This window comes from Streptomyces cyslabdanicus (assembly GCF_052663305.1).
The window spans coordinates 1-24,701 of record NZ_JBQRUW010000024.1; the positions used below are offsets into that span (position 1 = coordinate 1).

Here is a 24,701-nt window from a genome sequence, read left to right on the forward strand (position 1 = left end):
TCGGCGTGCCGGGCCCTGGCCCTCGTACTGGATGTACTTGGGTCAGGGCCCGGTGCGGCGAGAGTGCGTGCATGGCGTCGCGGGGCAGACGGGAGTTTGACGACAGGGCCTAGGCCGTCACCACGAAGTTCCGCAGGATCGCCGCCGCCAGGTCCAGGTCGCCCTCCGTCTTCACCTGGTCGGCGACCGCTTCCGGGGTGACCCGGCCGCAGGCCAGGAGGACGTAGGTCTCCCAGTCGAGCGCGAGGGTCGCCGCCGGGCCGAGGGCCGGGGCCGTCTCCAGGGTGCCGCGGCCCTGGATGTCGACGCGGATCGTCCGCAGGAACTCCAGCGGGCCGTGCACGTCGAAGACGACCGCCGAGCTGCGCGGGGCGTCCGCCTTGACCGCGACCACGTCGGGGAGGGCGGCCAGCAGGTAGTCCCGGGCGACGTGGGCGCCGGGCGAGTCGATGTTGCCGGGGCGGCCGAGGGCCGCGCGCAGGTCCTGCTCGTGCACCCAGATGTCGAAGGCGCGGTAGCGCATGGCCTCTTCGAGGGTGATCTCCGCGCTGAGCGGGCCGCGCACCTTGGTGTCGGGGTCGCGGGACTCGTTCCGCAGCTGGCGGTTGCGGCGGATGATCGTGTACTCCAGCTCGGAGGTCATCTCCGGCGACGTGTGGTGGCGGCGGACGTCGACCTGCATCTCCATGTAGCGCTGGTGCTCGTTGGTGACGTGGAACAGGTCGCGCGGGAGGGCGTGGATGGGTCGCGGGTCTCCCAGCAACTCGCAGTCCATGCCGATGATGTGCGAGACGACGTCGCGGACCGACCAGCCCGGGCACGGGGTGCGCCGGTTCCAATCGGCCTCCACCAGGGGCTGCATCAGCTCCGATATCGCCTCGACGGAGTGGGTCCAGGCATCGGCGTAGGGCTGGAGGGTGGGATGCAGACTCACGGAACGGGACCCCTCGGCGGTCGGTACACGGGCAGGTTGTGATGGCATTGCCAGTGGGAGGTGGCTGCGGTCGGCGGGTGTCTTGGAACTCCCCCGGCTTCTCGCTCCGCTACGAGCAGGGGGTACCCCCAAGTTACGCTGCTGTGCGGCAGCCCGGCAGTGCTTTCGTGTGACGATCGTAGGCCTGTCCGGACGACTCGAGTGCCAGGACGGTGGTAGTGTGCGCGCCTCGTTGATCCAGATTGCCGTGGACGACGGCGAATGTGCCGATTCGCGGCGTCGGCGAGCGGCCGCGCTGGTGCGCGAGCAGGCCGGGGCCGATCTCGTGGTGCTGCCGGAGCTGTGGACCACCGGAGCCTTCGCCTTCGCGGAGTTCGAACGCGGGGCCGAACCGCTGGAGGGTCCCACCTACGAGGCGATGGCCGAGGCGGCGAGCGACGCGGGCGTGTGGCTGCACGCCGGCTCGATCCCCGAACGCGCCGCGTCCGACGGCGGCCCGGCCACGGGTCCGGGCACCAGTACGGGTACGGGCTCCCTGTACAACACCTCCCTGGTCTTCTCCCCCTCCGGCGATCTGGCCGCCGTCTACCGCAAGATCCACCGCTTCGGCTTCGACAAGGGCGAGGCCGTGCTGATGAGCGCGGGGCGGGAACTGGTGACGGTCCCTCTGCCGGACACCACCCTCGGCCTCGCGACCTGTTACGACCTCCGCTTCCCCGAACTCTTCCGCGGGCTCGTCGACGCCGGGGCGCAGACCCTGGTGGTCCCGGCGGGCTGGCCCGAGCGCCGGCGTGCGCACTGGACGCTGCTGGCCCGGGCGCGGGCGGTGGAGGACCAGGCGTTCGTGCTCGCCTGTGGAACGGCCGGGACGCACGCCGGAGTTCCGCAGGCGGGTCACTCGATCGTGGTGGACCCCTGGGGCGAGGTGCTGGCCGAGGCCGGCCCCGGTGAGGAGGTCCTCACGGTCGACTTCGACCCGGCGAGGGTGCCGGCCACCCGGGACCAGTTCCCGGCCCTGAAGGACCGGGTCCTCGGCCTGGAGCCGCCGCACCGTCAGGACGTCTCCTAGGGTCTTGAGGCTCCTCTCCCCCTACCGCTCCTCGCGTTCCTTCTCCGCCAGGTGGATCACGCACACCGCCACCGCGATCACCAGCGCGGGGTCGGCGTCCTCGCGCACGACGTCGACGCCGTAGGTCTCCACGACGCTCAGCCAACGCCGGGAGATCACCGCGAGCAGTTCGCCGTCGTACTCGACGGCGAACTCCCGGTCGAGGATCCTGCCGCTGACGTCGAGCTCGGTCCCGTCGACCAGGGACACCCGGTAGTGGTGGCGCAGCAGCGACAGCCGCTTGCGCCTGATCTTCGCCAGCCCCTCCCCGTCCCGCTCGATCACCATCGTGTCCCGCAGCGCGAACATCTTCTGGTGGATGTTGATCAGGACCCGGCCGTGGGCGTCCTTCAGCTCGAAGGTGTCCCGCAGCCGCATCGCCTTGCCGTCGACGAGGAAGGCCTTGCGGCCGTGCTCGTCCTCGATCCAGTAGTCGTCACCGATGCCGAAAATCCGGTCGCGTACGAGGAATCTCATGTCCTCACCGCTTCCCCGCCTCCGCCCCGGCGACGCGGCCGGTGGTCCGACGGGCCCCGTACGGCACCGCGCCGGACGGGCCGCCCCGCACGGGTGGCACCCTTGGTCCCATGAACGACACGGCACCCCGACGCGCCCGCGTACGCGCCCCTGAGCTGATCGGCAAGGGCGGCTGGCTCAACACGGGCGGGAAGAACCTCACCCTCGCCGACCTGCGCGGCAAATGCGTCGTGGTGGATTTCTGGACCTTCTGCTGCGTGAACTGCCTGCACGTCCTGGACGAGCTCAGGGAGCTGGAGGAGAAGCACCGCGACACCGTCGTGGTCGTCGGGGTGCACTCGCCGAAGTTCGTTCACGAGGCGGAGCACCAGGCGGTGGTCGACGCGGTGGAGCGGTACGGGGTGGAGCACCCGGTGCTCGACGACCCGGAGCTCGCCACCTGGAAGCAGTACGCGGTACGGGCCTGGCCGACGCTCGTGGTCATCGACCCGGAGGGCTACGTCGTCGCGCAGCACGCCGGCGAGGGACACGCGCACGCCATCGAGCGGCTGGTGGAGGAGCTGGAGGCCGAGCACGAGGCGAAGGGCACGTTGCGGCGCGGGGACGGGCCGTACGTGCCGCCGGAGCCGGAGTCGACCACGCTGCGCTTCCCGGGCAAGGCGGTGCTGCTGCCGTCCGGGAACTTCCTGGTCAGCGACACCACCCGGCACCAGCTGGTGGAGCTGGCGGAGGACGGCGAGACCGTGGTGCGGCGGATCGGCCAGGGCGGCCGGGGGATGGCCGACGGCGACCCGGACCTGGCCCGGTTCCAGGAGCCGCAGGGACTCGCCCTCCTGCCGGACGGCGCCGTCGTGGTCGCCGACACGGTCAACCACGCCCTGCGGCGCTTCGACCCGGAGACGGGCGAGACCACGACGCTGGCCGGCACCGGACACCAGTGGATGCAGGGCGAGGCCACGTCCGGTCCCGCCCGGGACGTGAACCTGTCCTCGCCCTGGGACGTGGCGTGGTGGAACGGCAAGGTGTGGATCGCCATGGCGGGCGTGCACCAGCTGTGGGTCTACGACCCGCAGGACCGGACCGTCGCCGTCACCGCCGGCACCACGAACGAGGGGCTCGTCGACGGGCCCGGCGCACAGGCCTGGTTCGCGCAGCCCTCCGGGCTCGCGGCCACGCCCGACCGGCTGTGGCTCGCCGACTCCGAGACGTCCGCCCTGCGCTGGGTGGATCTCGACGGAGCCGTCCACACGGCGGTCGGCACCGGGCTGTTCGACTTCGGGCACCGGGACGGAGCCGCCGGACAGGCGCTGCTCCAGCACCCGTTGGGCGTGACCGCCCTGCCGGACGGCTCGGTCGCCGTCAGCGACACCTACAACCACGCCCTGCGCCGCTACGACCCGGCGACCGGCGAGGTCACCACGCTCGCCACCGACCTGCGCGAGCCCAGCGACGCGGTGCTCGTGGGGGACGACATCGTGGTGGTGGAGTCGGCCCGGCACCGGCTGACCCGGCTGCGGCTGCCGGAGGAGGCGGTACGGGTGGAGGCGGTCGCCCACCGCACCCGGCGCGCGGCGACGGAGGTCGCCCCCGGCCGCCTCCGCCTGGACGTGATCTTCCAGGCCCCGGCCGGGCAGAAGCTCGACACCCGCTACGGGCCGTCGACCCGGCTGCTGGTGTCCTCGACCCCGCCCGAGCTGCTGTTGAAGGGCGAGGGCGCGGACACCGACCTGTGCCGCGAACTGGAGCTGGATCCCGCCGTCCCGGAGGGTGTCCTGCACGTCTCCGCGATGGCGGCCTCGTGCGACGACGACCCCGCGAACGAGTACCCCGCCTGCCATGTGCACCAGCAGGACTGGGGTGTTCCGGTCCGGCTCACCGAGGGCGCGACGGACCGGCTGCCGCTCGTCCTGGCCGGGATGGACGAGACCGCGGCGGGCCAGTAGGCCAGTAGACCCAGGGCCTGTCCGGCGGATCGGTTCGCCGGACAGGCCCCGGCGGCGCGGGGGCGGGGGCGCTCAGCCCTCCAGGAACGCCACCAGCGCGTTCGCCAGCAGGAACGGGTCGTCGGCGGCGCACAGTTCGCGGGCGCTGTGCATCGACAGGATGGCCACGCCGATGTCGACGGTCCGGATGCCGTGCCGGGCCGCGGTGATCGGGCCGATGGTCGTGCCGCACGGCATGGAGTTGTTGGAGACGAAGGACTGGAAGGGGACACCGGCCTTCTCGCAGGCCGCCACCCACACCGCGCGTCCCGAACCGTCCGTCGCGTAGCGGTTGTTGACGTTGACCTTGAGGATCGGACCCCCGCCCGCGCGCGGGTGGTGGGTCGGGTCGTGCCGCTCGGCGTAGTTGGGGTGGACGGCGTGGCCGGTGTCGGAGGACAGGCAGACCGTGCCGGCGAAGGCGCGCGCCCGGTCCTCGTAGGACCCTCCGCGTGCGAACACCGAACGCTCCAGCACGCCTCCGAGCAGCGGGCCGTCCGCGCCGGTGTCCGACTGGGAGCCGTTCTCCTCGTGGTCGAAGGCGGCCAGCACCGGGATGTACGGCAGTTCCGGCGTCCCCGCCGTGACGGCCGTCAGCGCCGCGGCGGCGGCGTGCACCGACAGCAGGTTGTCCATGCGGGGGCCGGCCATCAGCTCCCGGTCCCGGCCCAGGTAGGCGGGGGGCTCCACGGAGTGGGTCATCAGGTCCCAGCCGGTCACCTCGCCCGCAGTGAGCCCCGCCTCCGCCTCGAGGAAGGCGATCAGGTCGCCGTCGCGGACGTCGTCGCCCAGGCCCCACACCGGTTGCAGGTGCCGCTGCTTGTCCAGCTTGAGTCCCTCCGCCGAGACCTGGCGGTCCAGGTGGATCGCCAGCTGGGGGACGCGCAGCAGCGGGCGGTCGACGTTGACCAGGCGGGTGGAGCCGTCGCGCAGCGTGAGCCGGCCGGCCAGGCCCAGGTCGCGGTCGAGCCAGGAGTTCATCAGCGGGCCGCCGTAGATCTCCACGGCGACCTGGCGCCAGCCGTGCGCCCCGGTGTCGGGCAGCGGCTTGACCCGCAGGTTGGGGGAGTCGGTGTGCGCGCCGACGATACGGAAGGGGGTGTGCGGTGCGGCACCCTCGGGGACGTACCAGGCCACGATCGCCCCGCCGCGCAGCACGTACTTTCCGCCCGTCGTGCCGTCCCACGCGTCCGTCTCGCAGACCTGGCGGAAGCCGGCCTTCTCCAGCCGCTCGGCCGTGTTCGCCACGGCGTGGTACGGCGACGGGCTCGCCGCCAGGAAGGACATCAGGTCGTCGGTGTGGCCGCGGTCGAAGCGCTGGCTTGTACTCATGGGTTCACCTTAACGACGTCACGAGGGTCCGCTCCCGGCGCCGGGAGCGGACCCTCGTGTGTGGGGGGTGAGGACGGGCGGCAGGGCCGGTGCCCGTCCTAGAAGGCGGCCTCGTCCAGCTCCATCAGGTCCAGGTCCACGTTCTGGGCGACCTTGCGGGCCAGGGTGACGCCCGGCAGGACGTTGGCCGCGAAGAACTTCGCCGCCGCGATCTTGCCCTGGTAGAACGCCACGTCTTTGGAGGACACAGCCTTGACGGAGGCCGTCTCCAGCTTCTCGGCGGCGATCGCGGCGCCCTTGAGCAGCAGGTGGCCGACGATCACGTCACCGGAGGCGAGCAGCAGACGGGTGGTGTTCAGGCCCACCTTGTAGATGCTCTTGACGTCCTTCTCGGTGGCCGCGAGGTCGGTCAGCATGTGGCCGACGAGGGCCTCCAGCTCGGCGGCGGCCCTGGCGAGGTGCTCGCGGGCGCCGGCCAGCTCCTCCCCGCCGGTGCCGAGGGCCAGGAACTCCTTGATGTCCTCGGCGATCGAGTTCAGCGCGGCGCCCTGGTTGCGGACGATCTTCCGGAAGAAGAAGTCCTGGCCCTGGATGGCCGTGGTGCCCTCGTACAGGGTGTCGATCTTGGCGTCCCGGATGTACTGCTCGATCGGGTACTCCTGGAGGAAGCCGGAGCCGCCGAAGGTCTGGAGCGACTGGGCGAGCTGCTCGTACCCCTTCTCCGAGCCGTAGCCCTTGACGATGGGCAGGAGCAGGTCGTTGAGCGCGTGCTCGGCCGAGGCGTCCTCGCCCTCGGCCTCCTTGACCGCGATCGTGTCCTGGACCGCGGCGGTGTGCAGGACGAGGGCGCGCATGCCCTCCGCGTACGCCTTCTGCGTCATCAGCGAGCGGCGCACGTCGGGGTGGTGCGTGATGGTGACCTTGGGCGCGGACTTGTCCATGAAGTTCGCCAGGTCGGGGCCCTGGACGCGCTCCTTGGCGTACTCCAGCGCGTTCAGGTAGCCGGTGGACAGCGTGGAGATCGCCTTCGTGCCGACCATCATGCGGGCGAACTCGATGATGCGGAACATCTGGCGGATGCCGTCGTGCCGGTCGCCGATCAGCCAGCCCTTGGCGGGGTGGCGGTCGCCGAAGGTCATCTCGCAGGTGTTGGAGGCCTTCAGGCCCATCTTGTGCTCGACGTTGGTGGCGTAGACGCCGTTGCGCTCGCCGAGCTCGCCGGTCTCGAAGTCGAAGAGGTACTTCGGGACGAGGAAGAGGGACAGGCCCTTGGTGCCGGGGCCCGCGCCCTCGGGGCGGGCGAGGACGTAGTGGAGGATGTTCTCCTCCATGTCGTGCTCACCGGAGGTGATGAAGCGCTTCACGCCCTCGATGTGCCAGGAGCCGTCCTCCTGCTGGACCGCCCTGGTGCGGCCGGCGCCGACGTCGGAGCCGGCGTCGGGCTCGGTGAGCACCATGGTGGAGCCCCAGGTCTTCTCGACCGCGATCTTCGCGATCCGCTGCTGCTCCTCGGTGCCCTCCTCGAAGAGGATGCGGGCGAAGGCCGGGCCGGAGGAGTACATCCACAGTGCCGGGTTGGCGCCGAGGACCAGCTCCGCGTAGGCCCAGATCAGGGACGGCGGAGCGGTGGTGCCGCCGATCTGCTCGGGCAGGCCCAGGCGCCAGTACTCGGAGTCCATGAAGGCCCGGTAGCTCTTCTTGAAGCTCGCCGGCACCGGCGCGGTGTTCGTCTCGGGGTCGAACACCGGCGGGTTGCGGTCGGCGTCCACGAAGGACTCCGCCAGCTCGTTCTCCGCCAGGCGGGTCAGCTCCGCCAGGACGCTCCTGGCGGTGTCGGCGTCCATCTCCTCGAACGGACCGGTGCCGTACAGCTTGTCGCGCCCGAGCACTTCGAAGAGGTTGAACTCGATGTCGCGGAGGTTCGACTTGTAGTGCCCCATGGCCACGGCTCCCGTCGAGGACTCGGCGAGGCACTGACTCCTCGCATCTGGTTCACGTACCAACTAGTAGCTCCGATGATGCTACCCGTCGGTAATAAGAAGCAACCCCGATCCCGCCATGTGTGACCGAGCCCTCGTGCGGGTCAGTACGCTGTGGCTCATGTACGGATACGGCCAGCCGATGGACAGTGGGGCGGCACAGCAGGGGTACGTCCCTCCGCAGCAGCAGATGCCCGGCGGTGTCGGCGGGTACGGTCAGCAGGCTCCGGCCTACCCCGAGCCCTCGCCGCCCTCGCTCGCGGACGCGGTGCGCGCCTTCACCACGGGGCAGTTGGCCGCCGAGGACTTCCAGCAGGTCTTCGCGACCTCCAAGGTGTACTGCCCGCGCGGCGACAACCCCGGGTTCCTGGCGCTGCACAACACCCAGCAGCCGGTGATCCCGATGTTCACCTCGCTGAAGGAGCTGCGCCGGTATGCGGGCAAGGAGTCCAAGTACTTCGTGATCACCGGTGCCGAGGTGATCGACCTGCTGCCGACCGGCTACGGCTTCGTGCTCGACATGGAGGGCGAGCACCGGATGGTGTTCGACGCCAAGGCGGTCGAGCAGATGGTCGACTTCGCCATGCGCCGGATGTACGGCTAGCAGGCGGCTGGAAGTGTGTACGGAGCCCGGAGGGAATTCCCTCCGGGCTTCTTCTGTTGAGGCTGGCAGAAAGTTCAACAATCAACTAAAGTGGTCGCACAAGGAGGAACCGACATGCCTGCAGTGACCGTCGAGAACCCGCTGACGCTGCCTCGTGTGGCCGCACCCGCCGATGCCGTGGCACGTCCCGTGCTCACCGTCACGACCGCCCCGAGCGGCTTCGAGGGCGAGGGCTTCCCGGTGCGCCGCGCGTTCGCCGGAATCAACTACCGCCACCTCGACCCGTTCATCATGATGGACCAGATGGGTGAGGTGGAGTACGCGCCGGGCGAGCCCAAGGGCACTCCCTGGCACCCGCACCGCGGCTTCGAGACCGTCACGTACGTCATCGACGGCGTCTTCGACCACCAGGACTCCAACGGCGGTGGCGGCACCATCACCAACGGCGACACCCAGTGGATGACGGCGGGCAGCGGCCTGCTGCACATCGAGGCCCCGCCGGAGTCGCTGGTGGTGTCCGGCGGTCTCTTCCACGGCCTCCAGCTGTGGGTGAACCTGCCGGCCAAGGACAAGATGATGGCGCCGCGCTACCAGGACATCCGCGGCGGCAGCGTCCAGCTGCTCACCTCCCCCGACGGCGGCGCGCTGCTGCGGGTCATCGCCGGTGAGCTGGACGGCCACGCCGGCCCCGGCATCACGCACACGCCGATCACGATGATCCACGCGACGGTGGCCCCGGGCGCGGAGGTCACCCTGCCCTGGCGGGAGGACTTCAACGGCCTGGCGTACGTGCTGGCCGGGCGCGGCTCCGTGGGTGCCGAGCGCCGGCCGATCCACCTCGGCCAGACCGCGGTCTTCGGCGCCGGCTCCTCGCTGACCGTCCGCGCGGACGAGAAGCAGGACGCGCACACGCCCGACCTGGAGGTCGTGCTCCTCGGCGGGCAGCCGATCCGCGAGCCGATGGCCCACTACGGCCCGTTCGTCATGAACACCCGGGACGAGCTCGTGCAGGCCTTCGAGGACTTCAAGAAGGGCCGCCTCGGCACCGTCCCGGCGGTCCACGGGATGAGTGAGGGCGGGCTGTAGACCCTTCCCGGTCGTTGGGCGCGAAAGGCCCCGTCCTTCACGGACGGGGCCTTTCGCGTTCCTGCCGGGCCCCGGTGCCCGGCGCGGGGCGCGTCACCGGCGGGCGGAGCCCCGGCAGCTGACGCCGTGTCACCCGTGTGGGGCGTCCGTGCGGGACAGCCCGTCCGGCGTGTGATCGTCTGGAGGTGTGCAGGCCCCCGCCCCGCTGCTGCCCGAGCCCGTCCGGCGTCTCGCCGCCTGGTGCGCCGCCCTCCTGCTGGTGTCCGGGGTGGTGTGGATCGGGATCGAGCTGTGCGTGGTGTTCCGGACCGCGGTGATCCCGGTGCTGCTGGCGCTGCTGGGCACGGCCCTGCTGCGGCCGCTCTTCCGGCGGCTGGTGGGGGTGGGGGTGAACCGGTCGTTCGCCGCCGGGATCACCTGTGTGGCGGTCGTCGTGGTCGTCGGCGGGGTGGTCTACATCGTGGTGGCCGCGCTGATCGACAGCGGGGACCAGATCGTCGCCTCGCTCAAGAAGGCCGCGCACTCGCTCGCCAGGCCCCTCGGGGCGGCCGGCACCTCGCTGGACGACCTCGCCTCCCACGGCGGGCGGCTGCTGGAGAAGTTCGGCGGGACGGCCGCCTCCAACGTCATCAGCGGGGTCAGCGCGGTCGGCGAGTGGCTCGCCATGGCCGTACTGGCCCTGCTGCTCGTGTTCTTCTTCCTGCGCGACGCGCACCGGGCCGCCGCCGTCCTGCGCACCCTCGCCCCGCGCGGGACCGGCGACACGGCGGAGGCCATGGCCCGGCGGGCCTTCGCGGCCGTGGAGGGCTTCATGCGCGGCACGACACTCATCGCGCTGATCGACGCCGCCTGCATCACCGTCGGCCTGCTGGTGCTGAGGGTGCCCGGTGCGCTCGGCCTCGGCGCGCTGGTCTTCATCGGCGGCTACCTCCCCTACCTGGGCGCCTTCCTCTCCGGCACGGTGTCCGTGCTGGTCGCGCTCGCCGACCGCGGATTCGTCATCGGACTGTGGGCGCTCGGCGTGGTGCTGGCGGTGCAGGTGCTGGAGGGGCACGTGCTCCAGCCGGTGATCCAGAGCCGGACCGTGCAGATGCACCCGGCGGTGGTGCTGCTGGCGATCACGGGGGGCGCGTCGGTCGCCGGCATCGTGGGGATGCTGCTGGCGGTGCCGCTGACGGCGGCGGCCTTCGGAACCGCGCACGAGCTGCGGGAACGCTACGCGGCCTCGCCGTAGGACGCACCCGCCGGAACGGCTCACCTGGCCGCCGAGGACTCGTACAGCTCGAACCAGATGCTCTTGCCCTGGCCCCGCGGCACGACGCCCCACGCGTCCGCGAGCAGTTCGATCAGCATCAGCCCGCGCCCGGAGGAGGCGAGCTCGCCGGGCCGGCGCTTGTGCGGCAGGTCGTCGCCGCCGTCGGTGACCTCCACCCGCAGCCGCCGCTCACCCTTCTCCCCGCTGACCTCGGCCAGCACCAGCGCGTCGACGTCGGTGTGCAGCAGGACGTTGGCGAGGGTCTCCGACAGCAGCAGCACCGCCGAGTCCACATGCTCCTCGTTCGACCAGTCGTGCAGCAGCTCCCGCAGCTGCCGGCGGGCCACGGAGACCCGCTCGGGCTCGGCCTGGGCGACCGTCATCAGGGTGTGCCGCAGCCGGGGGCGGGCCGCCCGGCCGTCGCGGCGCCGGCTCAGCAGCAGCACCGCGATGTCGTCCTCGCGACGGTCGGCCAAGGGCCCGGTGGTGTGGTGGGAGGAGGGCCCGTGCACGGCCTGCACCAGCGCGTCGGCGAGTTCCTCGGCGTCGCCGCCGTGCCGCTCCAGGATCGTGCGGATCCGCTGCCAGCCGGTCTCCAGGTCGTGGCCGCCGGTCTCGATCAGGCCGTCCGTGCAGAGCATCATCGTCTCGCCCGGCTCCAGGATGAACCGGGTGGTCGGGTAGTCGGCGTCCGGGTCGACGCCGAGCGGCAGCCCGCCCGCGGTCGCCCGTTGCAGCACCGTGCCGTCCGCCATCCGGATCACCGGGTCCGGATGCCCCGCACGGGCCACCTCCAGGACCCCGGTACGCGGGTCGACCTCGGCGTACAGGCAGGTCGCGAAGCGCAGGTCGGCGGCCTCGTCGGCATCCTCGCCGTTCTCGCCGTTCTCGCCTTCGGCACCGGCGGCGAGCATGCCGTGCAGGAAGCGGGAGGCGCGGGAGAGCACCGCGTCCGGGCGGTGCCCCTCGCAGGCGTAGGCGCGCAGGGCGACGCGCAGCTGGCCCATCAGCCCCGCCGCGCGCACGTCGTGGCCCTGGACGTCCCCCATCACCAGGGCGAAGCGGCCCGACCCGGAGGACGTGCGGGATCGCGAGGCGGCACCGGGCAGCGGGATCATGTCGTACCAGTCGCCGCCGATCTGGAGGCCGCCGCCGGTGGGGACGTAGCGGGCGGCCACGTCCATCCCGGGGACCTCGGGGCCCAGCGTGGGCATCATCGAACGCTGAAGGCCCTCGCTCAGCTCCCGCTCGGTCTCGGCGGTCCCGGCCCGGGACAGGGCCTGCGCGAGCATGCGGGCCACCGTGGTCAGCACCGAGCGCTCGTCGGGAGTGAAGGCCACCGGGTAGGTGAAGGCGGCCATCCAGGCGCCCATCGTGCGGCCCGCGACGGTCAGCGGCAGGAACGCCCAGGAGTGGCGGTGGAAGCGCTCGGCGAGCGGCCAGGTGAGCGGATAGCGGGACTTGTACTGCCCCGGCGAGGAGAGGTAGACGGCCCGCCCGGTGCGGACCACCTCGGCCGCCGGATAGTCCGTCTCCAGACCCATGTGCACGAAGGGGCCCTCGTCGCCGGGCCGCTGCCCGTGGTGGCCGATGATCGTCAGCCGGTCGCCCTGGACGCCGAAGACCGCCAGCCCGTCCGGCGAGAAGCCGGGCATCGACAGGCCGGCGGCGACCCGCAGCACCTCCGCCGTGGAGCGGGCCTCGGCCAGCGCCCGGCCGGCGTCGAGCAGGAAGGCCTCCCGCGAGCGCCGCCAGTCACCGGTGACCGCTCGTCGCCCGGCGGGCGAACCGGGCGTCGGCTCGGCGACCTCCTGGAGGGTGCCGATCAGCCGGTACGCCTTCTTGCGGGCGTCGAAGGTCGGCTTGGAGCGGCTGCGCACGACGCGGACGATCCGGTTGCGCTCGTCCATGATGCGGATGCGGACCTCGGCGAGGGTGCCCTCGGCGACGGCAAGCTGCACGACGCCGGTGATCTCGTTCCAGTCGACCGGGTGGAGGCGGGCGCGCACCTGGGCCTCCCTGAGCGTGGCCTTCTCGGGAGGCAGCCCTAGCAGCCGGGCCGCCTCGGCGTCCACCGAGACCAGGCCGGTGGCCGTGTCCCAGTGCCACATCCCGGTCGCGAGAGAGGCGAGCACGTCCCCCACGGCGGGCAGGGGCTCACCAGTACGCATTGCCCCACTGTAAGAAGAGGCGATCGGACACTGCCACCGATGGCGTACGGCCGTCCGGTCCCGGAGCCGCCCGGGACCGCTCCATAAAGTGGGGAGCCGACCTTGAGCTGCCCGGTACGCTTGGTAGGTCCGGGCCGTGCCCGCCCGGTGATCCCCAATCCGCGAAGGCTGGATGAACGACGATGCATCGGTACAGGTCCCACACCTGCGGCGAGCTCCGCGCCTCTGACGTCGGCACCGACGTCCGGCTCAGTGGCTGGCTGCACAATCGGCGCGACCTGGGCGGCATCCTCTTCATCGATCTGCGCGACCACTACGGCATCACGCAGCTCGTCGCCCGCCCCGGCACGCCCGCGTACGAGGCCCTCGACAAGCTCTCGAAGGAGACCGTCGTCCGCGTCGACGGCAAGGTCGTCTCCCGCGGCGCCGACAACGTCAACCCCGAGCTGCCCACCGGCGAGATCGAGATCGAGGTCGGCGAGGTCGAGGTGCTGGGCGCGGCGGCCCCGCTCCCCTTCACCATCAACGCCGAGGACGGGGTCAACGAGGAGCGGCGCCTGGAGTACCGCTTCCTGGACCTGCGCCGCGAGCGCATGCACCGCAACATCCTGCTGCGCACGGCGGTCGTCTCCGCCATCCGCCAGAAGATGTCCGCGATGGGCTTCAACGAGATGGCGACGCCGATCCTGTCCGCCACCTCCCCCGAGGGCGCCCGCGACTACGTGGTCCCCTCCCGGGTCCACCCGGGCCGGTTCTACGCCCTCCCGCAGGCCCCCCAGCAGTTCAAGCAGCTGCTGATGATCTCGGGCTTCGACCGCTACTTCCAGATCGCGCCCTGCTTCCGCGACGAGGACGCCCGCGCGGACCGCTCGCCGGGCGAGTTCTACCAGCTCGACGTCGAGATGAGCTTCGTCGAGCAGGAGGACGTCTTCCAGCCGATCGAGAAGCTCATGACGGAGCTCTTCGAGGAGTTCGGCGGCGGCCGCCACGTCACCTCCCCCTTCCCGCGGATCCCGTTCCGCGAGGCGATGCTGAAGTACGGCTCCGACAAGCCGGACCTGCGCGCCAAGCTGGAGCTCGTCGACATCACCGATGTCTTCGCGGGCTCGGAGTTCAAGGCGTTCGCGGGCAAGCACGTCCGCGCGCTGCCGGTGCCGGACACCGCGGGCCAGCCCCGCAAGTTCTTCGACCAGCTCGGCGACTACGCGGTGGAGCAGGGCGCGAAGGGCCTGGCGTGGGTGCGGGTCGGCGAGGACGGCGGGCTGACCGGCCCGATCGCGAAGTTCCTGACCGAGGAGAACGTCGCCGAGCTGACCAAGCGGCTGTCGCTGGCCCCCGGCCACGCGGTGTTCTTCGGCGCGGGCGAGTTCGACGAGGTCTCGAAGATCATGGGCGCGGTGCGGGTGGAGGCCGCCAAGCGCGCCGGTCACTTCGAGGACGGCGTGTTCCGCTTCTGCTGGATCGTCGACTTCCCCATGTACGAGAAGGACGAGGAGACCGGCGGGATCGACTTCTCCCACAACCCGTTCTCCATGCCGCAGGGCGGCCTGGAGGCCCTGGAGACCCAGGACCCGCTGGACATCCTGGGCTGGCAGTACGACATCGTCTGCAACGGTGTCGAGCTGTCCTCCGGCGCCATCCGCAACCACGAGCCGGACATCATGCTCAAGGCCTTCGAGATCGCCGGCTACGACCGTGAGACCGTCGAGGAGAAGTTCGCCGGCATGCTCCGCGCGTTCCGCTTCGGCGCCCCGCCGCACGGCGGCATCGCCCCCGGCGTCGACCGCATCGTCATGCTCCTCGCGGACGAGCCCAACATCCGCGAGACCATCGCCTTCCCGCTCAACGGCAACGCCCAGGACCTGATGATGGGCGCCCCGACCGAGCTGGACGAGTCCCGCCTGCGGGAACTCCACCTGTCGGTGCGCAAGCCGCAGCCGAAGTAGTCCCCGGACACGGTCTGTTGCCCGCCACGGCGGGCACGGACTTCGAAGGGCTCGGAACCGAACCGGTTTCGAGCCCTTTTCCCATGCGCCCCGCCGCCTCGAAGACGGGGGCGAGGACCTCCGGATGCCCCTGGAAGATCCGGTGTGCGGCCTCGTGTGTCGATGTGACCATGTGCGCAACGTAGGTGGATCAAAGGCTGATCTGCCGGGGAATCAGTGTGCGCTCACTCTTTCGAGGGCCGGAGAAACGTTCACGTTGCAGCCGGTTTGACTGGGGGTTCCGGAGACCGGTGATCGAGTTCCGGGCGCCCCGGTCGTGCTCACCTGCTGGGGCGACGACGGCGAGGGCGGCGCGGAGGGCGTCCGGGGTCTGCTGCGGCCGGACGATCAGCTCACGGGGCATGTCGGCTCGCCCGGCGAGCTGGGTCCCAACGGGTGTGGCTCATGGCCGTGGCCTCCGGGAAGCGGTTGTGGACACTGTGGGGCGGGCGGGGCGCGTCTACGGATCGAGCGGAAGGGATGTCTGTTCAGCCGCTGGGCCGAGGTAGGTGTACTCGGTCGACTGTGCGATGCCCACAGAGTCCAGCCGCTGGCGGAAGCGGACGCGGAAATGGACGTTGTCCCCGAGACCCGGGCGCATGCGCAGCAACTCTTCCGGCTCTTCGAATCGGACGTCGTAGGCATACGCGTTCTTGGCGGTCCCGGTCTTGACTTTCACCCAGCCGCTTTCGCGCAGTTCGGTGATACGGCCGGAGATCGTGATCTCCTGGTCGCGGTCCCGGGTCTCCCGCAACCGTTCCACATAGCGCCTGCCTCGTTCAGTCAGCTGCGCGCGGCGCATGCCCCCGTCGGCGGCGTACCAGGTCATCCCCAGGCCGAGGCTGTACCTGCTCAAGGCGCGGGACAGCGAGTCCACGGCGTCGAAGAGCCGGGCCCACTCGCGGACATCACTCTCCGATTCCAGCGCGGTCAGCAACTCGGTGAGTGTGCGCATGCCTGTGCTTGCCGCGGAGGTGGTGGGGGCGTCAAGAGCGTACGGCTCCGGGGAGGCACAGGTGGCCACGGGCCGGGCGTGCACCACAGTGCTGCCTGCCGAGACGCCGGTGAGTTCCAGAAGGACGGGCGTGCCCGCGGCAGCGGAGATCGCTGCCTCCACCGGGTGGAGGAGGGCGTCCCCCCATTGGAAGCGGAGGGCACCTGCTTCGGTGTCCGGGCCGGTCAGGCGCAGCTGAAGCTCCTCGTCGAGCCGCGCCTCCGGTGCGTATTCGCGTGCCGCGGCGAGACGACTGGCCCGGTGTTCGGCCTCGATCTCCTCGTCGTCCCTGTCCTCGACGCCCATTTCGTCCAGAAGCCGTGCTGCCTTGTCCTCCGCGGTCGGATCGTCGCCCAGGAGCGCGCGCCTGCGCTCGCGCCAGCTGTCGCCGTTCACAGTCGCACCTCCAGATATCCGCGCGCCGGGGCGGCACTCTGTTCGGATGGTGAGCGGTCGACCTGGCCGGGCAGCCTGCAGCGCTGCCACCAGTCGTCCCACACACCCCGTTGTATGAAGTATGTCCGCTCTTCAGGTGTGAAGCGCTCCGGCTCGAAGATATGGGCAACCGGCTGGTACCCGATGCGGAGGGGGGAGACGCCGAACTTCTCCCTCATTCTGTCCCGGCTCTGGAAAGCGGTGGTCAGCCATTTGGACCCGGGTTTGCCGCGCACCGCACGTTCGGCCCGGGTGTCGATCAGAAGCGTCGCGTCGATGTTCCTGGGGTCGGGTTTCGTACTGACGAAGCTGCCACCGAGCCACACCCGGTGAATGAGCCGGAGGCCTGCAAGGACGTCCGCGTACGCGTCCTCGAGTGCGAGGAAGCGGTCGACATAGTCGAGTAAGCCGTCCCACAGTGCCGTGCGCGTCGCGGATTCCTGAAATTCCGGGGCGCTGACCAGCATGGACTCCGCTTCGTCGAGGGAGACGGAGTACCGGCCCAGGGGGAGGAATCCGTTCGCGGCGAAGGTGGGCGGCACGTGAGGTCCTGTCGGTGTCGGAGAAAGTTGTACAGCGGTCAGGTCGGAGCGGTACGGGTCATCCTGCCGGGGTGGCTTCGGGGGCGCCGACGGTTTCGGGCAATTGCTTCGTTGACGCGCATCCCCGGCAGTTGTGCGGGTCGGGGCCGCGATAGCCGCGGTCGCAGGTGTCGCAGTTGCGGAGTGGGTGCCCGACAGGCGGGGGTGGCTCGGAGGCGTGGAACGGCGGCAGGGGCGGGAGCTGGGCGGCGAGGCGGTGAGCCAGGAGGGCGGCCGGACGGCGCAGGGGCTCCGGTGGCAGGTCGGCGGTCAGGGCGTGGCGTACGGCGGTGGGAGTGAGGTCCCGCTCCAGCCAGGCGGCGACACCGGGTGCGAGGTGCTCGGCGTCGGTGGCGGAGAGGAGCAGGCGGGGGTCCTTGCGGCGCAGGCCGGCGAGGACCTCAGTGGCTGCCTGGAGCAGGGCGGGGGAGCTGTACGCGGGCTTCGGTACGGCGGGGAGGGCTGCGCGGCGCGGAGGGTTCTGCTGCGGGGCGGTGGCCGCGCGGCGGGCCGGGGGCCTTGGCGGTGCCGCTTCGGACGCGTCGCGGTCGCGGTGTCGGCCCGGCTGGTTGCAGGAGACGGTGCGGGTGACGATGCGGCCGGTCTCGGTGCGTTCGCGGGTGCGGCGCAGGTAACCATGGGTCTCCAGCTCGCGCAGGGCGGCGGCGATCCGGGTCGGGCCCTCCGGGAAACGGGCCGCGAGGGTCTTGATGTCGACGGGGGCGCCGGTGGGGAGGGACTGGATGTGCACCGCCAGGCCGATGGCGAGCCCCGACAGCTCGGGGTGCTGGGCGAGGTGGTTGCCGATCACCGTGAAGCGGGTGGTGTGGCGGGTGTTGTCGTGGGTGACGCCGTAGCCGCGCGGGCGGGCGTGGGTGCGTGGATTCGCCCGGGAGTGGGGTTCGTTCGCTTCGTTCGCGGCAACGGCTGACTGGGCGTGCGGGGGCACGCTAGGGTCGTGGGTACCCATCAGGAAGGTCCGTTCTTCCTCGGTGGTCAGGCCCTCGATCGGGATCGCTAGTCCCGGCCGGGGGCCGATGCATGTGTGGGGTTGTTTGCGCTGAGCGTAGGGCCGTTGGGGGAGCAGAAATCCAGCCGAGCCGGTGATGTTCACCCGCCCGAGTGAGCGTGTGCCGTGGGCGGGAGGGGTGGGGCTTGGTGAGGTCCTTTCTCCCTCGAGTTCTTTGAGGGGACACCGCCTGTGGCACCGGAACCCGTGGGGGTGGGTTCCGGTGGTGAGCAGCGCAGTTCGGCCCACACCCGCTTGCGCGGGAACCGGTCCTCGCTCACACCCCAGCGGTCGGCGAGCGCGTCCACGATGAGCAGGCCTCGCCCCGACTCGGCGTCGCCAGCGGGGTGTTGAGGTGCGGGATGCCGGTCGCCGCGCGTGTCGGTGACCTCGATGCGGAGCGTGTCGCCGATCGCGTAGAGCGTCAGCCGGAAGTCACGCCCGGGGACGCGGCCGTGGGTGATGGCGTTGGCCGCCAGCTCGGCCACGAGATGGTTCGCGGGTTCCGTGGGCAGCCCCCAGCGGCGCAACTGCGCCTCGGTGAGCAGACGGGCGAGACGGGCACCGCGCCGTGTGGACGACAGCAGCACGCTGAAGTTGTGGATCTCGGCGGCGGGTTTGGCCGTGAGGTCGGCGATTTCCTGATTCACGTCACTCAGCGTGGCCGAGCCCGCCTACCGTGAGGAGTGACTGAAGGGTTGCGTACGGTGACTGTCGGCGGCTTGTCCGGTGCTGTCCGGGCCGTCGGCACCGTTCGTAGGGGTAGGGCGTCGCCGTACGGCGCGGGACTACGGAGGGGTGCGGGATGTCGGTGGACGGCGAGGCGGTACGGCTCGGGGCAGAGGCGGACGAGCCGGGGTGGGAGGTGGACCCGGACGACGAGTGGGGAGTCGCGGTGATCGCCACCGTGGGGCGGCAGTTGAGGCTGCGGCGAGAGGCGGTGGGGATGCGGGCTTCCGAGTTCGGGGCGGCGATGGGGTACGGGGAGGACCTGGTCTACAAGATCGAGGGCGGGAAGAGGATCCCGCGGGAGGAGTACCTGGACAAGGCCGACGAGGTGTTGCGCGCGGGTGGGCTCATCTCGGCGACCTGGGAGGACGTGAAGAAGGTCCGGTACCCGAAGAGCGTGCGGGCGCTGGCGGTTCTTGAGGCCAAAGCGGTTGAGATCGGGGTGTACGTCGGGCTCAGCATCCACGGCCTGTTGCAGACGCCGGGTCATGCGCGAGCCTTGTTCGAGGCCTGGCAGCCACCGTATGCGGAAGAGGAAGTGGAGCGCTTGGTCGCGGCCCGGATGGCCCGAAAGTCGATCTTCGAGCGGTCACCTGCTCCGGCTCTCAGCTTCGTCCTGGAAGAGGCGACGCTACGCCGACGGGTTGGGAGCACAATGGTGTGGCGTCAGCAGCTCGAACACATGCTGGAGGCAGGGCGGTTGCGCAACGTCACGCTTCAGGTGATGCCGACGAGTGCAGGGGCCCACCCTGGGCTGGACGGCAGGATCGAGGTGCTGAAGTTCGCCGACGGTACGGCGACGGGTCGTTCCGACGGTGCCTTCAATGGCCGACCGACTTCGGATCCGAAGCAGCTGCGGATCCTTGAGCTGCGGTATGGGACCATCCGTGCGCAGGCTCTCACGCCGCGGGAGTCGCTGGCCTTTATCGAGCGAGTGCTGGGAGAAACATGATCCGCAAGGCCTGTGCCGGGGATGCTTCCGAACTGGTCTGGTTCAAGAGCAGTTACAGCGATGGCCCCGATGGCAACTCCTGCGTCGAGATCGCGATAGCGCCCCGCACCATCCATGTCCGCGACTCCAAGAACACCGAAGGCCCGCAGCTCGCCCTGGCTCCTGGCGCCTGGGCGGACTTCGTCGGCTACGCCTCGCAACGCTGACCCCGCGAGGGAGTGCGAAGGGGCCCGGGAACAAGTCGCTCCCGGGCCCCTGTGCGCACGCGGTGAGGCCTATTCGTCCGAGCCGCCGAAGCGGTTCTTGTAGGTCTCCAGGTCGTCGTCGGTGAGCTTGGCGAAGAGGACCGGCGGGACCGTGAACGGGGTGCCGGCGGGGACGGTGGTCAGGGCGGCCGCCTCGGTGGGGGTCACCCAGGTCGCCGTGTCGTCGTCCAGGGAGAACGCCGCGCGCATGGCCGCCGACGAGGTGGGGATGAACGGCTCCGAGACCACCGAGTAGAGGTGGATCAGGTTCATCGCGGTGCGCAGGGTGAGGGCCGCGCCGTCCTTGTCGGTCTTGATCTCCAGCCAGGGGGACTTCTCCTCCAGGTAGGAGTTGCCCGCCGACCACAGGGCGCGCAGGGAGGCCGCCGCCTTGCGGAACTGGATGGCCTCCATGTGCTCCTCGTACTCGGCGAGGAGGCGGGCGATCTCCTCCCCGAGCCGCGCCTCGGCCTCGCCCGGCTCACCGCCCTCCGGGACGGCGTCGCCGAAGCGCTTGCGGGAGAAGGACAGCACCCGGTTGACGAAGTTGCCCAGCGTGTCCGCCAGGTCCTTGTTCACCGTGGCCGTGAAGTGCTCCCAGGTGAAGGACGAGTCGTCGGACTCCGGCGCGTTCGCCATCATGAAGTAGCGCCAGTAGTCGGCCGGGAGGATCTCCAGCGCGTCGTGCGTGAAGACGCCGCGCCGCTGCGAGGTGGAGAACTTGCCGCCGTAGTAGTTGAGCCAGTTGAAGGCCTTGATGACGTCGACCTTCTTCCACGGCGAGCGGGTGCCCAGCAGGGTCGCCGGGAACATCACGCTGTGGAAGGGCACGTTGTCCTTGCCCATGAACTGCGTGTAGTGGACGTCCGCGTCCGACTCCCACCACCACGCACGCCAGTCCCGGTTCTCCGGGTCCTGGTCCGCCCACTCCTTCGTGGCGCCGATGTACTCGATCGGGGCGTCGAACCAGACGTAGAAGACCTTGCCCTCGGCGGCCAGGTCCGGCCAGGTGTCGGCCGGGACCGGCACGCCCCAGTCCAGGTCACGGGTGATCGCACGGTCGTGCAGGCCCTCGGTGAGCCACTTGCGGGCGATCGAGGAGGCCAGCACCGGCCAGTTGTCGGCGCGCTCGTCGACCCAGGCCTCGACCTCGCCGGCCAGCACGGACTGGAGCAGGAAGAGGTGCTTGGTCTCGCGGACCTCCAGGTCGCTGCTGCCACTGATCGCGGAACGCGGCTCGATCAGGTCGGTCGGGTCCAGGACTCGCGTGCAGTTCTCGCACTGGTCGCCGCGGGCCTTGTCGTAGCCGCAGTGCGGGCAGGTGCCGATGATGTACCGGTCGGGCAGGAAGCGGCCGTCGGTGTTGGAGTACACCTGGCGGATGGCCCGCTCCTCGATGAACCCGTTCGCCTTCAGCTCGCGGGCGATCTCCTGCGTGATCTCGTGGTTCTGCGGGGACGAGCTGCGGCCGAAGTAGTCGAACGCGAGTGAGAAGCCGTCGTAGACCGCCTTCTGCGCGTCGTGCGCCTGCGCGCAGAACTCGTCGACCGGGATGCCCTGCTCCTTGGCGGCAAGTTCGGCGGGGGTGCCGTGCTCGTCGGTCGCGCAGATGTACAGGACCTCGTGGCCGCGCTGGCGGAGGTAGCGGGAGTACACGTCGGCCGGGAGCATGGACCCCACCATGTTGCCCAGGTGCTTGATCCCGTTGATGTACGGAAGGGCGCTGGTGATGAGGTGTCGAGCCATTGCGGGCTGCTCCCAAGTCGCTACGTGGGGTGACGATCTCGTCAGGTGCGGGTCGTCTGCGGAACCTTGAAATCGTAGCCGACATGACTGGGCCGCCCGCTTCCCGTTTTGAGGGGTGGGAAGGGGCGGCCCTGGTGCGGTGGTGGGTCCCGTCGGTTACGGGCGCCAGTTGGCCAGTACGCCCTCGTAGAGCTCCTGGTCCGTGAGCTCGCGGGGGGTCGGTCCCGCGTGGAAGAAGGACGTGGTGTCGGTCTTCAGTTTGCGGAGGTAGTCGAAGGCCTTGTTGTCGTGCTCGCCGAAGGCGACGAAGGAGAAGAAGACGGTGGGGTGCTTCTTCGACGCGTCGGTGAGGGACTTGGTGGCCGGGGTCTTGGCGTCCGGGGCGCCGTCCGTCTGGAAGATCACCAGGGTGGGGGTCGCCGGGTCGTCGGCCGACTCCGCGCGGTGGCCCAGTACGGCGTCCACGGCCGCGTGGTAGCTGGTGCGGCCCATGCGGCCGAGGGAGCCGTGCAGGTCGTCGATCCGGTTCTCGTGCTCGGCGAGGGTCAGCTCGCCGGTGCCGTCCACCTCCGTGGAGAAGAACACGACCTGGACCGTCGCCTCGGGGTCGAGGTGGGACGCGAGGGCGAGGGTCTGCTCGCCGAGGGCCTGGGCGGAGCCGTCCTTGTAGTACGGGCGCATGGAGGCGGAGCGGTCGAGGACGAGGTAGACCTTGGCGCGGGTGCCGGTGAGGTCGAACTTCGCCAGGGCGGACGCGGCGGATTGGTAGGCGGTGGTGAGGGCGGGGGCGTGCGAGTCGATGTGGGTGAGGGGGGTGGCGGGGGTGGGGTCCGTGTCCGGCGCGGGCTGTTCGGCCGCCGGTTCGGTCTCGGCCTCGGTCTCGGTCTCGGCTTCGCCTTCGGCCGGGTCGTTCCCACCCGCACCACCCGTGCGGCTCTCGTCGTCGAGTGCCGGTGGCCCCTGTGGGGCTTCCTCGCCGTCGGCGGCCTGCGGGTCGCCGGCCTCGGTCTGCGGCGTGGCCGCCGCGGGCTCGGGGGTCGGCTCCGTCGCCGCCGGTTCCTGCTCCGAGGGCGGCTGATCGGTCGTCGGTTCGGCCTCGGCTTCGCCTTCGGCCAGGTCGTTCCCACCCGCACCACCCGTGCGGCTCTCGTCGTCGAGTGCCGGTGGCCCCTGTGGGGCTTCCTCGCCGTCGGCGGCTTGCGGGTCGCCGGCCTCGGCCTGCGGCTCCGACTCCGACTTCGGCTCGGGCTCGGCCTGCGGCTCCGCCTCAGCCTCCGGCTTGGCCTCGGCCTGCGGTGCGGGCGTCGGCTCGGGCTCGGTCTGCGGCTCCGCCTCGGTCTCCGGCTCCGGCGTGGCCTCGGCCTGGGGCTTGGGCGCCGGCTCGGGGGTGGCCTCGGTCTCTGGCTCCGGCGTGGCCTCAGCCTGCGGTTCGGGCGTCGGCTCGAACTCCGGAGTTGCTTCGGCCACCGGTTCCGGGGTCGGCTCGGGCTCGGCCTCCGGCTCCGCCTGCGCGGCCGCCGGCTCGGGCTCGGCCTCCGGCTCCGCGGCCGTCGGCTCGGGGGTCGGCTCCGACTTCGGTTCTGCGGCTGCCGGTTCGGCCGTCGGGGTCGGGTTTTCGGCTGCCGGTTCCTGGGTCGGCTCAGGTTCCGACTTCTCTTCCGCGGCCGCCGTTTCGGGTTCCGTGGGGGTCGGGGTCTCGGCTGCCGGGGCGGTCGGGTCCACGGGGTCGGACGGCTTGGGGACCGTGACGTTGCCGAAGGCGGCTGAGACCAGTTCGTGTTCGTCGCCGTCGGAGGGACGGGGGTCGGGGACGTGGACGGTGGGGGCGGACTCGGTCGCCGGGGCGGGGACCTTCGGCTCCGGCTGCTGGGCAGCGGTGGGTGCCGGCTCCTGGGCTGGAGCCTGTTCCGCACCCTCTGCCTCGGCCGTACGCCCCTTGCGCGATCGGCCGAACGCGTTCCGCAGGAGAGTGAGAATGCCCATGTGCGCAACCCTTCGTGAGTTGATGCCCGTCAATCCCTGGCCAGGACGGACACGTAAGGTTAGCGGCCCCGAGTGGTGATCTTGGGCAGGGGCGAGTACCGAGAAGCGGGCCGTGTCAATGCGATCCTCGGCCGTCGTGCAGCGTGACGTCGACGAGCAGCGCGCGGTGGTCGGTGTCGGCCACGGCGAGGAAGCGGGCGCCCGTCGCGGAGAAGTCCGGCGAGACGAGCACGTGGTCGATCTGCGCGCCGAGCGTGGGCGCGGTGCGGGCCGGCCAACTGGGGGAGCGCTCGGCGCCGGCCAGGCGGGCGGCGTCGCGCAGGCCGGTGTCGATGATGCGGCGGAAGGCCGCGTGGTCCTGGGAGGCGTTGAAGTCCCCGGCCAGCACGGTCGGGGTCGTACGGTCCGCCGCGGCGAAGGCACGCAGCCGGGCGAGTTCCCGGTGCCAGAGCGCGACCTGGCCGGGCAGCGGCGGCATGGGGTGCGCGAGCTGGAGACGTACGGCGTGCCCGCGCACGTCGGCGACCGCGCCCGGCATGCCCATCGTGCCGCGGACCCCGGCGGTGCCGCGCAGGGGGTAGCGGCTGAGGATCAGGGACCCCTCCGAACCGCCCGCCCGGACCGCGCGCCGGTACGGGTAGTCGCCGCCGACCTCCCGGTCCAGGGTCGCCTGGCAGGTGTACTCGCACTCCTCGACGAAGACGATGTCCGGCCGCTCGCGGCGGATGACGGGGACGAGGGCCGGGGCGCCGCGCCCGAACTGCACGTTCGAGGTCAGCACCCGCACCCCGGCCACGGCATGGCCGGCCGGCTCGGAGACCCTGCCGTACGGCTCGATGTACCAGGCCAGCAGCCCCAGCAGCGCCACGCCCCACACCGCACCCACCCACCAGCGTCCGCGCAGCGTGAGCGCCAGGCCCAGCCCGGTGGGCACGAGCAGCCACGGCAGGAAGGCGAGGAACTGCGGCACGGGCGTGATGCCGTCGCTGTCGGCCAGCCGGCACCCGACGACGACGCTCACCCCGGCGAACATCAGCCCGGCGCACCAGACCGTGAACCGTCCCCCCTGCTTGGTCACGACGACGAGCCTACGGGTTCTGCACGGACCCCGGGC

19 protein-coding genes and 1 pseudogene are annotated in these 24,701 nt (G+C 71.0%); 8 read left to right on the forward strand and 12 right to left on the reverse strand.

Translation table 11 applies throughout. The features are described 5' to 3' along the window. Window positions 1-109: 109 nt before the first annotated feature. Entirely contained in the window at window positions 110-934 is an 825-nt protein-coding gene (locus ACTYVM_RS15370) for a maleylpyruvate isomerase family mycothiol-dependent enzyme (protein ID WP_445524700.1), read from the reverse strand. A 220-nt stretch (window positions 935-1,154) separates the two neighbouring features. Here ACTYVM_RS15370 and ACTYVM_RS15375 point away from each other — a divergent pair, with 220 nt between their 5' ends. Beyond that, window positions 1,155-2,003, forward strand: coding sequence for a carbon-nitrogen family hydrolase (locus ACTYVM_RS15375; RefSeq protein WP_445524699.1), 849 nt, complete (start codon window positions 1,155-1,157; stop codon window positions 2,001-2,003). Between the two features lie 21 nt (window positions 2,004-2,024). On the opposite strand, the gene ACTYVM_RS15380 is transcribed toward ACTYVM_RS15375, so the two are convergent. Next, the gene (locus ACTYVM_RS15380) at window positions 2,025-2,519 is read right to left on the reverse strand and encodes an LURP-one-related/scramblase family protein (RefSeq protein ID WP_445524698.1); all 495 of its coding nucleotides are present in this window, start codon (window positions 2,517-2,519) and stop codon (window positions 2,025-2,027) included. Between the two features lie 110 nt (window positions 2,520-2,629). On the opposite strand from ACTYVM_RS15380, the gene ACTYVM_RS15385 reads away from it, so the two are divergent. Beyond that, on the forward strand, window positions 2,630-4,462 hold the full coding sequence (locus tag ACTYVM_RS15385) for an NHL domain-containing thioredoxin family protein (protein ID WP_445524697.1): 1,833 nt from the start codon (window positions 2,630-2,632) through the stop codon (window positions 4,460-4,462). 72 nt (window positions 4,463-4,534) lie between these two features. Here ACTYVM_RS15385 and ACTYVM_RS15390 read toward each other — a convergent pair whose 3' ends face one another. Both ACTYVM_RS15390 and ACTYVM_RS15395 read right to left on the reverse strand, forming a co-directional pair. Beyond that, window positions 4,535-5,833 (reverse strand): M18 family aminopeptidase, encoded by a 1,299-nt coding sequence (locus tag ACTYVM_RS15390; protein ID WP_445524696.1) that lies wholly within the window; start codon window positions 5,831-5,833, stop codon window positions 4,535-4,537. 98 nt (window positions 5,834-5,931) lie between these two features. Continuing rightward, the gene (locus ACTYVM_RS15395; protein ID WP_445524695.1) at window positions 5,932-7,773 is read right to left on the reverse strand and encodes an acyl-CoA dehydrogenase; all 1,842 of its coding nucleotides are present in this window, start codon (window positions 7,771-7,773) and stop codon (window positions 5,932-5,934) included. Window positions 7,774-7,933: 160 nt separating this feature from the next. On the opposite strand from ACTYVM_RS15395, the gene ACTYVM_RS15400 reads away from it, so the two are divergent. The 3 genes from ACTYVM_RS15400 to ACTYVM_RS15410 all read left to right on the forward strand — a co-directional run bounded on the left by ACTYVM_RS15400 (window position 7,934) and on the right by ACTYVM_RS15410 (window position 10,736). Further along, window positions 7,934-8,416: an SseB family protein gene (locus tag ACTYVM_RS15400; RefSeq protein ID WP_141366432.1), complete on the forward strand. Its 483-nt coding sequence runs from the start codon at window positions 7,934-7,936 to the stop codon at window positions 8,414-8,416. 114 nt (window positions 8,417-8,530) lie between these two features. Continuing rightward, entirely contained in the window at window positions 8,531-9,502 is a 972-nt protein-coding gene (locus ACTYVM_RS15405) for a pirin family protein (protein WP_445524694.1), read from the forward strand. Window positions 9,503-9,689: 187 nt separating this feature from the next. Continuing rightward, window positions 9,690-10,736 carry an AI-2E family transporter gene (locus ACTYVM_RS15410; RefSeq protein WP_445524693.1) on the forward strand — a complete coding sequence of 349 codons (1,047 nt, stop codon included), beginning with the start codon at window positions 9,690-9,692 and terminating at the stop codon, window positions 10,734-10,736. Between the two features lie 20 nt (window positions 10,737-10,756). Here the strand turns inward: ACTYVM_RS15410 and ACTYVM_RS15415 are convergent, their stop codons facing one another. Then, window positions 10,757-12,928, reverse strand: a complete 2,172-nt coding sequence (locus ACTYVM_RS15415) for a SpoIIE family protein phosphatase (protein ID WP_445524692.1) — start codon at window positions 12,926-12,928, stop codon at window positions 10,757-10,759. A 182-nt stretch (window positions 12,929-13,110) separates the two neighbouring features. Here ACTYVM_RS15415 and aspS point away from each other — a divergent pair, with 182 nt between their 5' ends. Continuing rightward, on the forward strand, window positions 13,111-14,874 hold the full coding sequence (gene aspS / locus ACTYVM_RS15420) for an aspartate--tRNA ligase (RefSeq protein ID WP_445524691.1): 1,764 nt from the start codon (window positions 13,111-13,113) through the stop codon (window positions 14,872-14,874). 499 nt (window positions 14,875-15,373) lie between these two features. Here the strand turns inward: aspS and ACTYVM_RS15425 are convergent, their stop codons facing one another. From ACTYVM_RS15425 to ACTYVM_RS15440, 4 genes and pseudogenes are all read right to left on the reverse strand, one after another. After that, window positions 15,374-16,303, reverse strand: a complete 930-nt coding sequence (locus ACTYVM_RS15425) for a hypothetical protein (protein WP_445524690.1) — start codon at window positions 16,301-16,303, stop codon at window positions 15,374-15,376. Continuing rightward, entirely contained in the window at window positions 16,300-16,884 is a 585-nt protein-coding gene (locus ACTYVM_RS15430) for a DUF6932 family protein (RefSeq protein WP_445524689.1), read from the reverse strand. The genes ACTYVM_RS15425 and ACTYVM_RS15430 overlap by 4 nt, the downstream gene beginning before the upstream one ends. A gap of 58 nt (window positions 16,885-16,942) precedes the next feature. Then, window positions 16,943-17,893: a helix-turn-helix domain-containing protein gene (locus ACTYVM_RS15435; protein WP_445524688.1), complete on the reverse strand. Its 951-nt coding sequence runs from the start codon at window positions 17,891-17,893 to the stop codon at window positions 16,943-16,945. Between the two features lie 251 nt (window positions 17,894-18,144). Beyond that, window positions 18,145-18,591 (reverse strand): annotated as a pseudogene (locus ACTYVM_RS15440) (ATP-binding protein); the annotation flags it as partial. A gap of 146 nt (window positions 18,592-18,737) precedes the next feature. On the opposite strand from ACTYVM_RS15440, the gene ACTYVM_RS15445 reads away from it, so the two are divergent. Further along, window positions 18,738-19,613, forward strand: a complete 876-nt coding sequence (locus ACTYVM_RS15445; RefSeq protein ID WP_445524687.1) for a helix-turn-helix domain-containing protein — start codon at window positions 18,738-18,740, stop codon at window positions 19,611-19,613. Further along, a complete protein-coding gene (locus tag ACTYVM_RS15450; protein WP_445524686.1) occupies window positions 19,610-19,819 on the forward strand; it encodes a DUF397 domain-containing protein in 210 nt (69 codons plus the stop codon). Before ACTYVM_RS15445 ends, ACTYVM_RS15450 begins: the two co-directional genes overlap by 4 nt. Before the next feature lie 69 nt (window positions 19,820-19,888). Here the strand turns inward: ACTYVM_RS15450 and metG are convergent, their stop codons facing one another. From metG to ACTYVM_RS15465, 3 genes are all read right to left on the reverse strand, one after another. Continuing rightward, window positions 19,889-21,604, reverse strand: a complete 1,716-nt coding sequence (gene metG / locus ACTYVM_RS15455; RefSeq protein ID WP_445524685.1) for a methionine--tRNA ligase — start codon at window positions 21,602-21,604, stop codon at window positions 19,889-19,891. Between the two features lie 156 nt (window positions 21,605-21,760). Continuing rightward, entirely contained in the window at window positions 21,761-23,587 is a 1,827-nt protein-coding gene (locus ACTYVM_RS15460) for a VWA domain-containing protein (protein WP_445524684.1), read from the reverse strand. 115 nt (window positions 23,588-23,702) lie between these two features. Beyond that, entirely contained in the window at window positions 23,703-24,620 is a 918-nt protein-coding gene (locus ACTYVM_RS15465) for an endonuclease/exonuclease/phosphatase family protein (RefSeq protein ID WP_445524886.1), read from the reverse strand. Window positions 24,621-24,701: the final 81 nt, after the last annotated feature.

Coding starts and splice junctions, on each gene's coding strand:
- ACTYVM_RS15435 (WP_445524688.1), bottom strand. CDS start 17,893: ATGGGTACCCACGACCCTAGCGTGCCCCCGCACGCCCAGTCAGCCGTT.
- ACTYVM_RS15395 (WP_445524695.1), bottom strand. CDS start 7,773: ATGGGGCACTACAAGTCGAACCTCCGCGACATCGAGTTCAACCTCTTC.
- ACTYVM_RS15405 (WP_445524694.1), top strand. CDS start 8,531: ATGCCTGCAGTGACCGTCGAGAACCCGCTGACGCTGCCTCGTGTGGCC.
- ACTYVM_RS15400 (WP_141366432.1), top strand. CDS start 7,934: ATGTACGGATACGGCCAGCCGATGGACAGTGGGGCGGCACAGCAGGGG.
- ACTYVM_RS15465 (WP_445524886.1), bottom strand. CDS start 24,620: ATGTTCGCCGGGGTGAGCGTCGTCGTCGGGTGCCGGCTGGCCGACAGC.
- ACTYVM_RS15380 (WP_445524698.1), bottom strand. CDS start 2,519: ATGAGATTCCTCGTACGCGACCGGATTTTCGGCATCGGTGACGACTAC.
- ACTYVM_RS15415 (WP_445524692.1), bottom strand. CDS start 12,928: ATGCGTACTGGTGAGCCCCTGCCCGCCGTGGGGGACGTGCTCGCCTCT.
- aspS (WP_445524691.1), top strand. CDS start 13,111: ATGCATCGGTACAGGTCCCACACCTGCGGCGAGCTCCGCGCCTCTGAC.
- ACTYVM_RS15445 (WP_445524687.1), top strand. CDS start 18,738: ATGTCGGTGGACGGCGAGGCGGTACGGCTCGGGGCAGAGGCGGACGAG.
- ACTYVM_RS15450 (WP_445524686.1), top strand. CDS start 19,610: ATGATCCGCAAGGCCTGTGCCGGGGATGCTTCCGAACTGGTCTGGTTC.
- ACTYVM_RS15385 (WP_445524697.1), top strand. CDS start 2,630: ATGAACGACACGGCACCCCGACGCGCCCGCGTACGCGCCCCTGAGCTG.
- metG (WP_445524685.1), bottom strand. CDS start 21,604: ATGGCTCGACACCTCATCACCAGCGCCCTTCCGTACATCAACGGGATC.
- ACTYVM_RS15390 (WP_445524696.1), bottom strand. CDS start 5,833: ATGAGTACAAGCCAGCGCTTCGACCGCGGCCACACCGACGACCTGATG.
- ACTYVM_RS15460 (WP_445524684.1), bottom strand. CDS start 23,587: ATGGGCATTCTCACTCTCCTGCGGAACGCGTTCGGCCGATCGCGCAAG.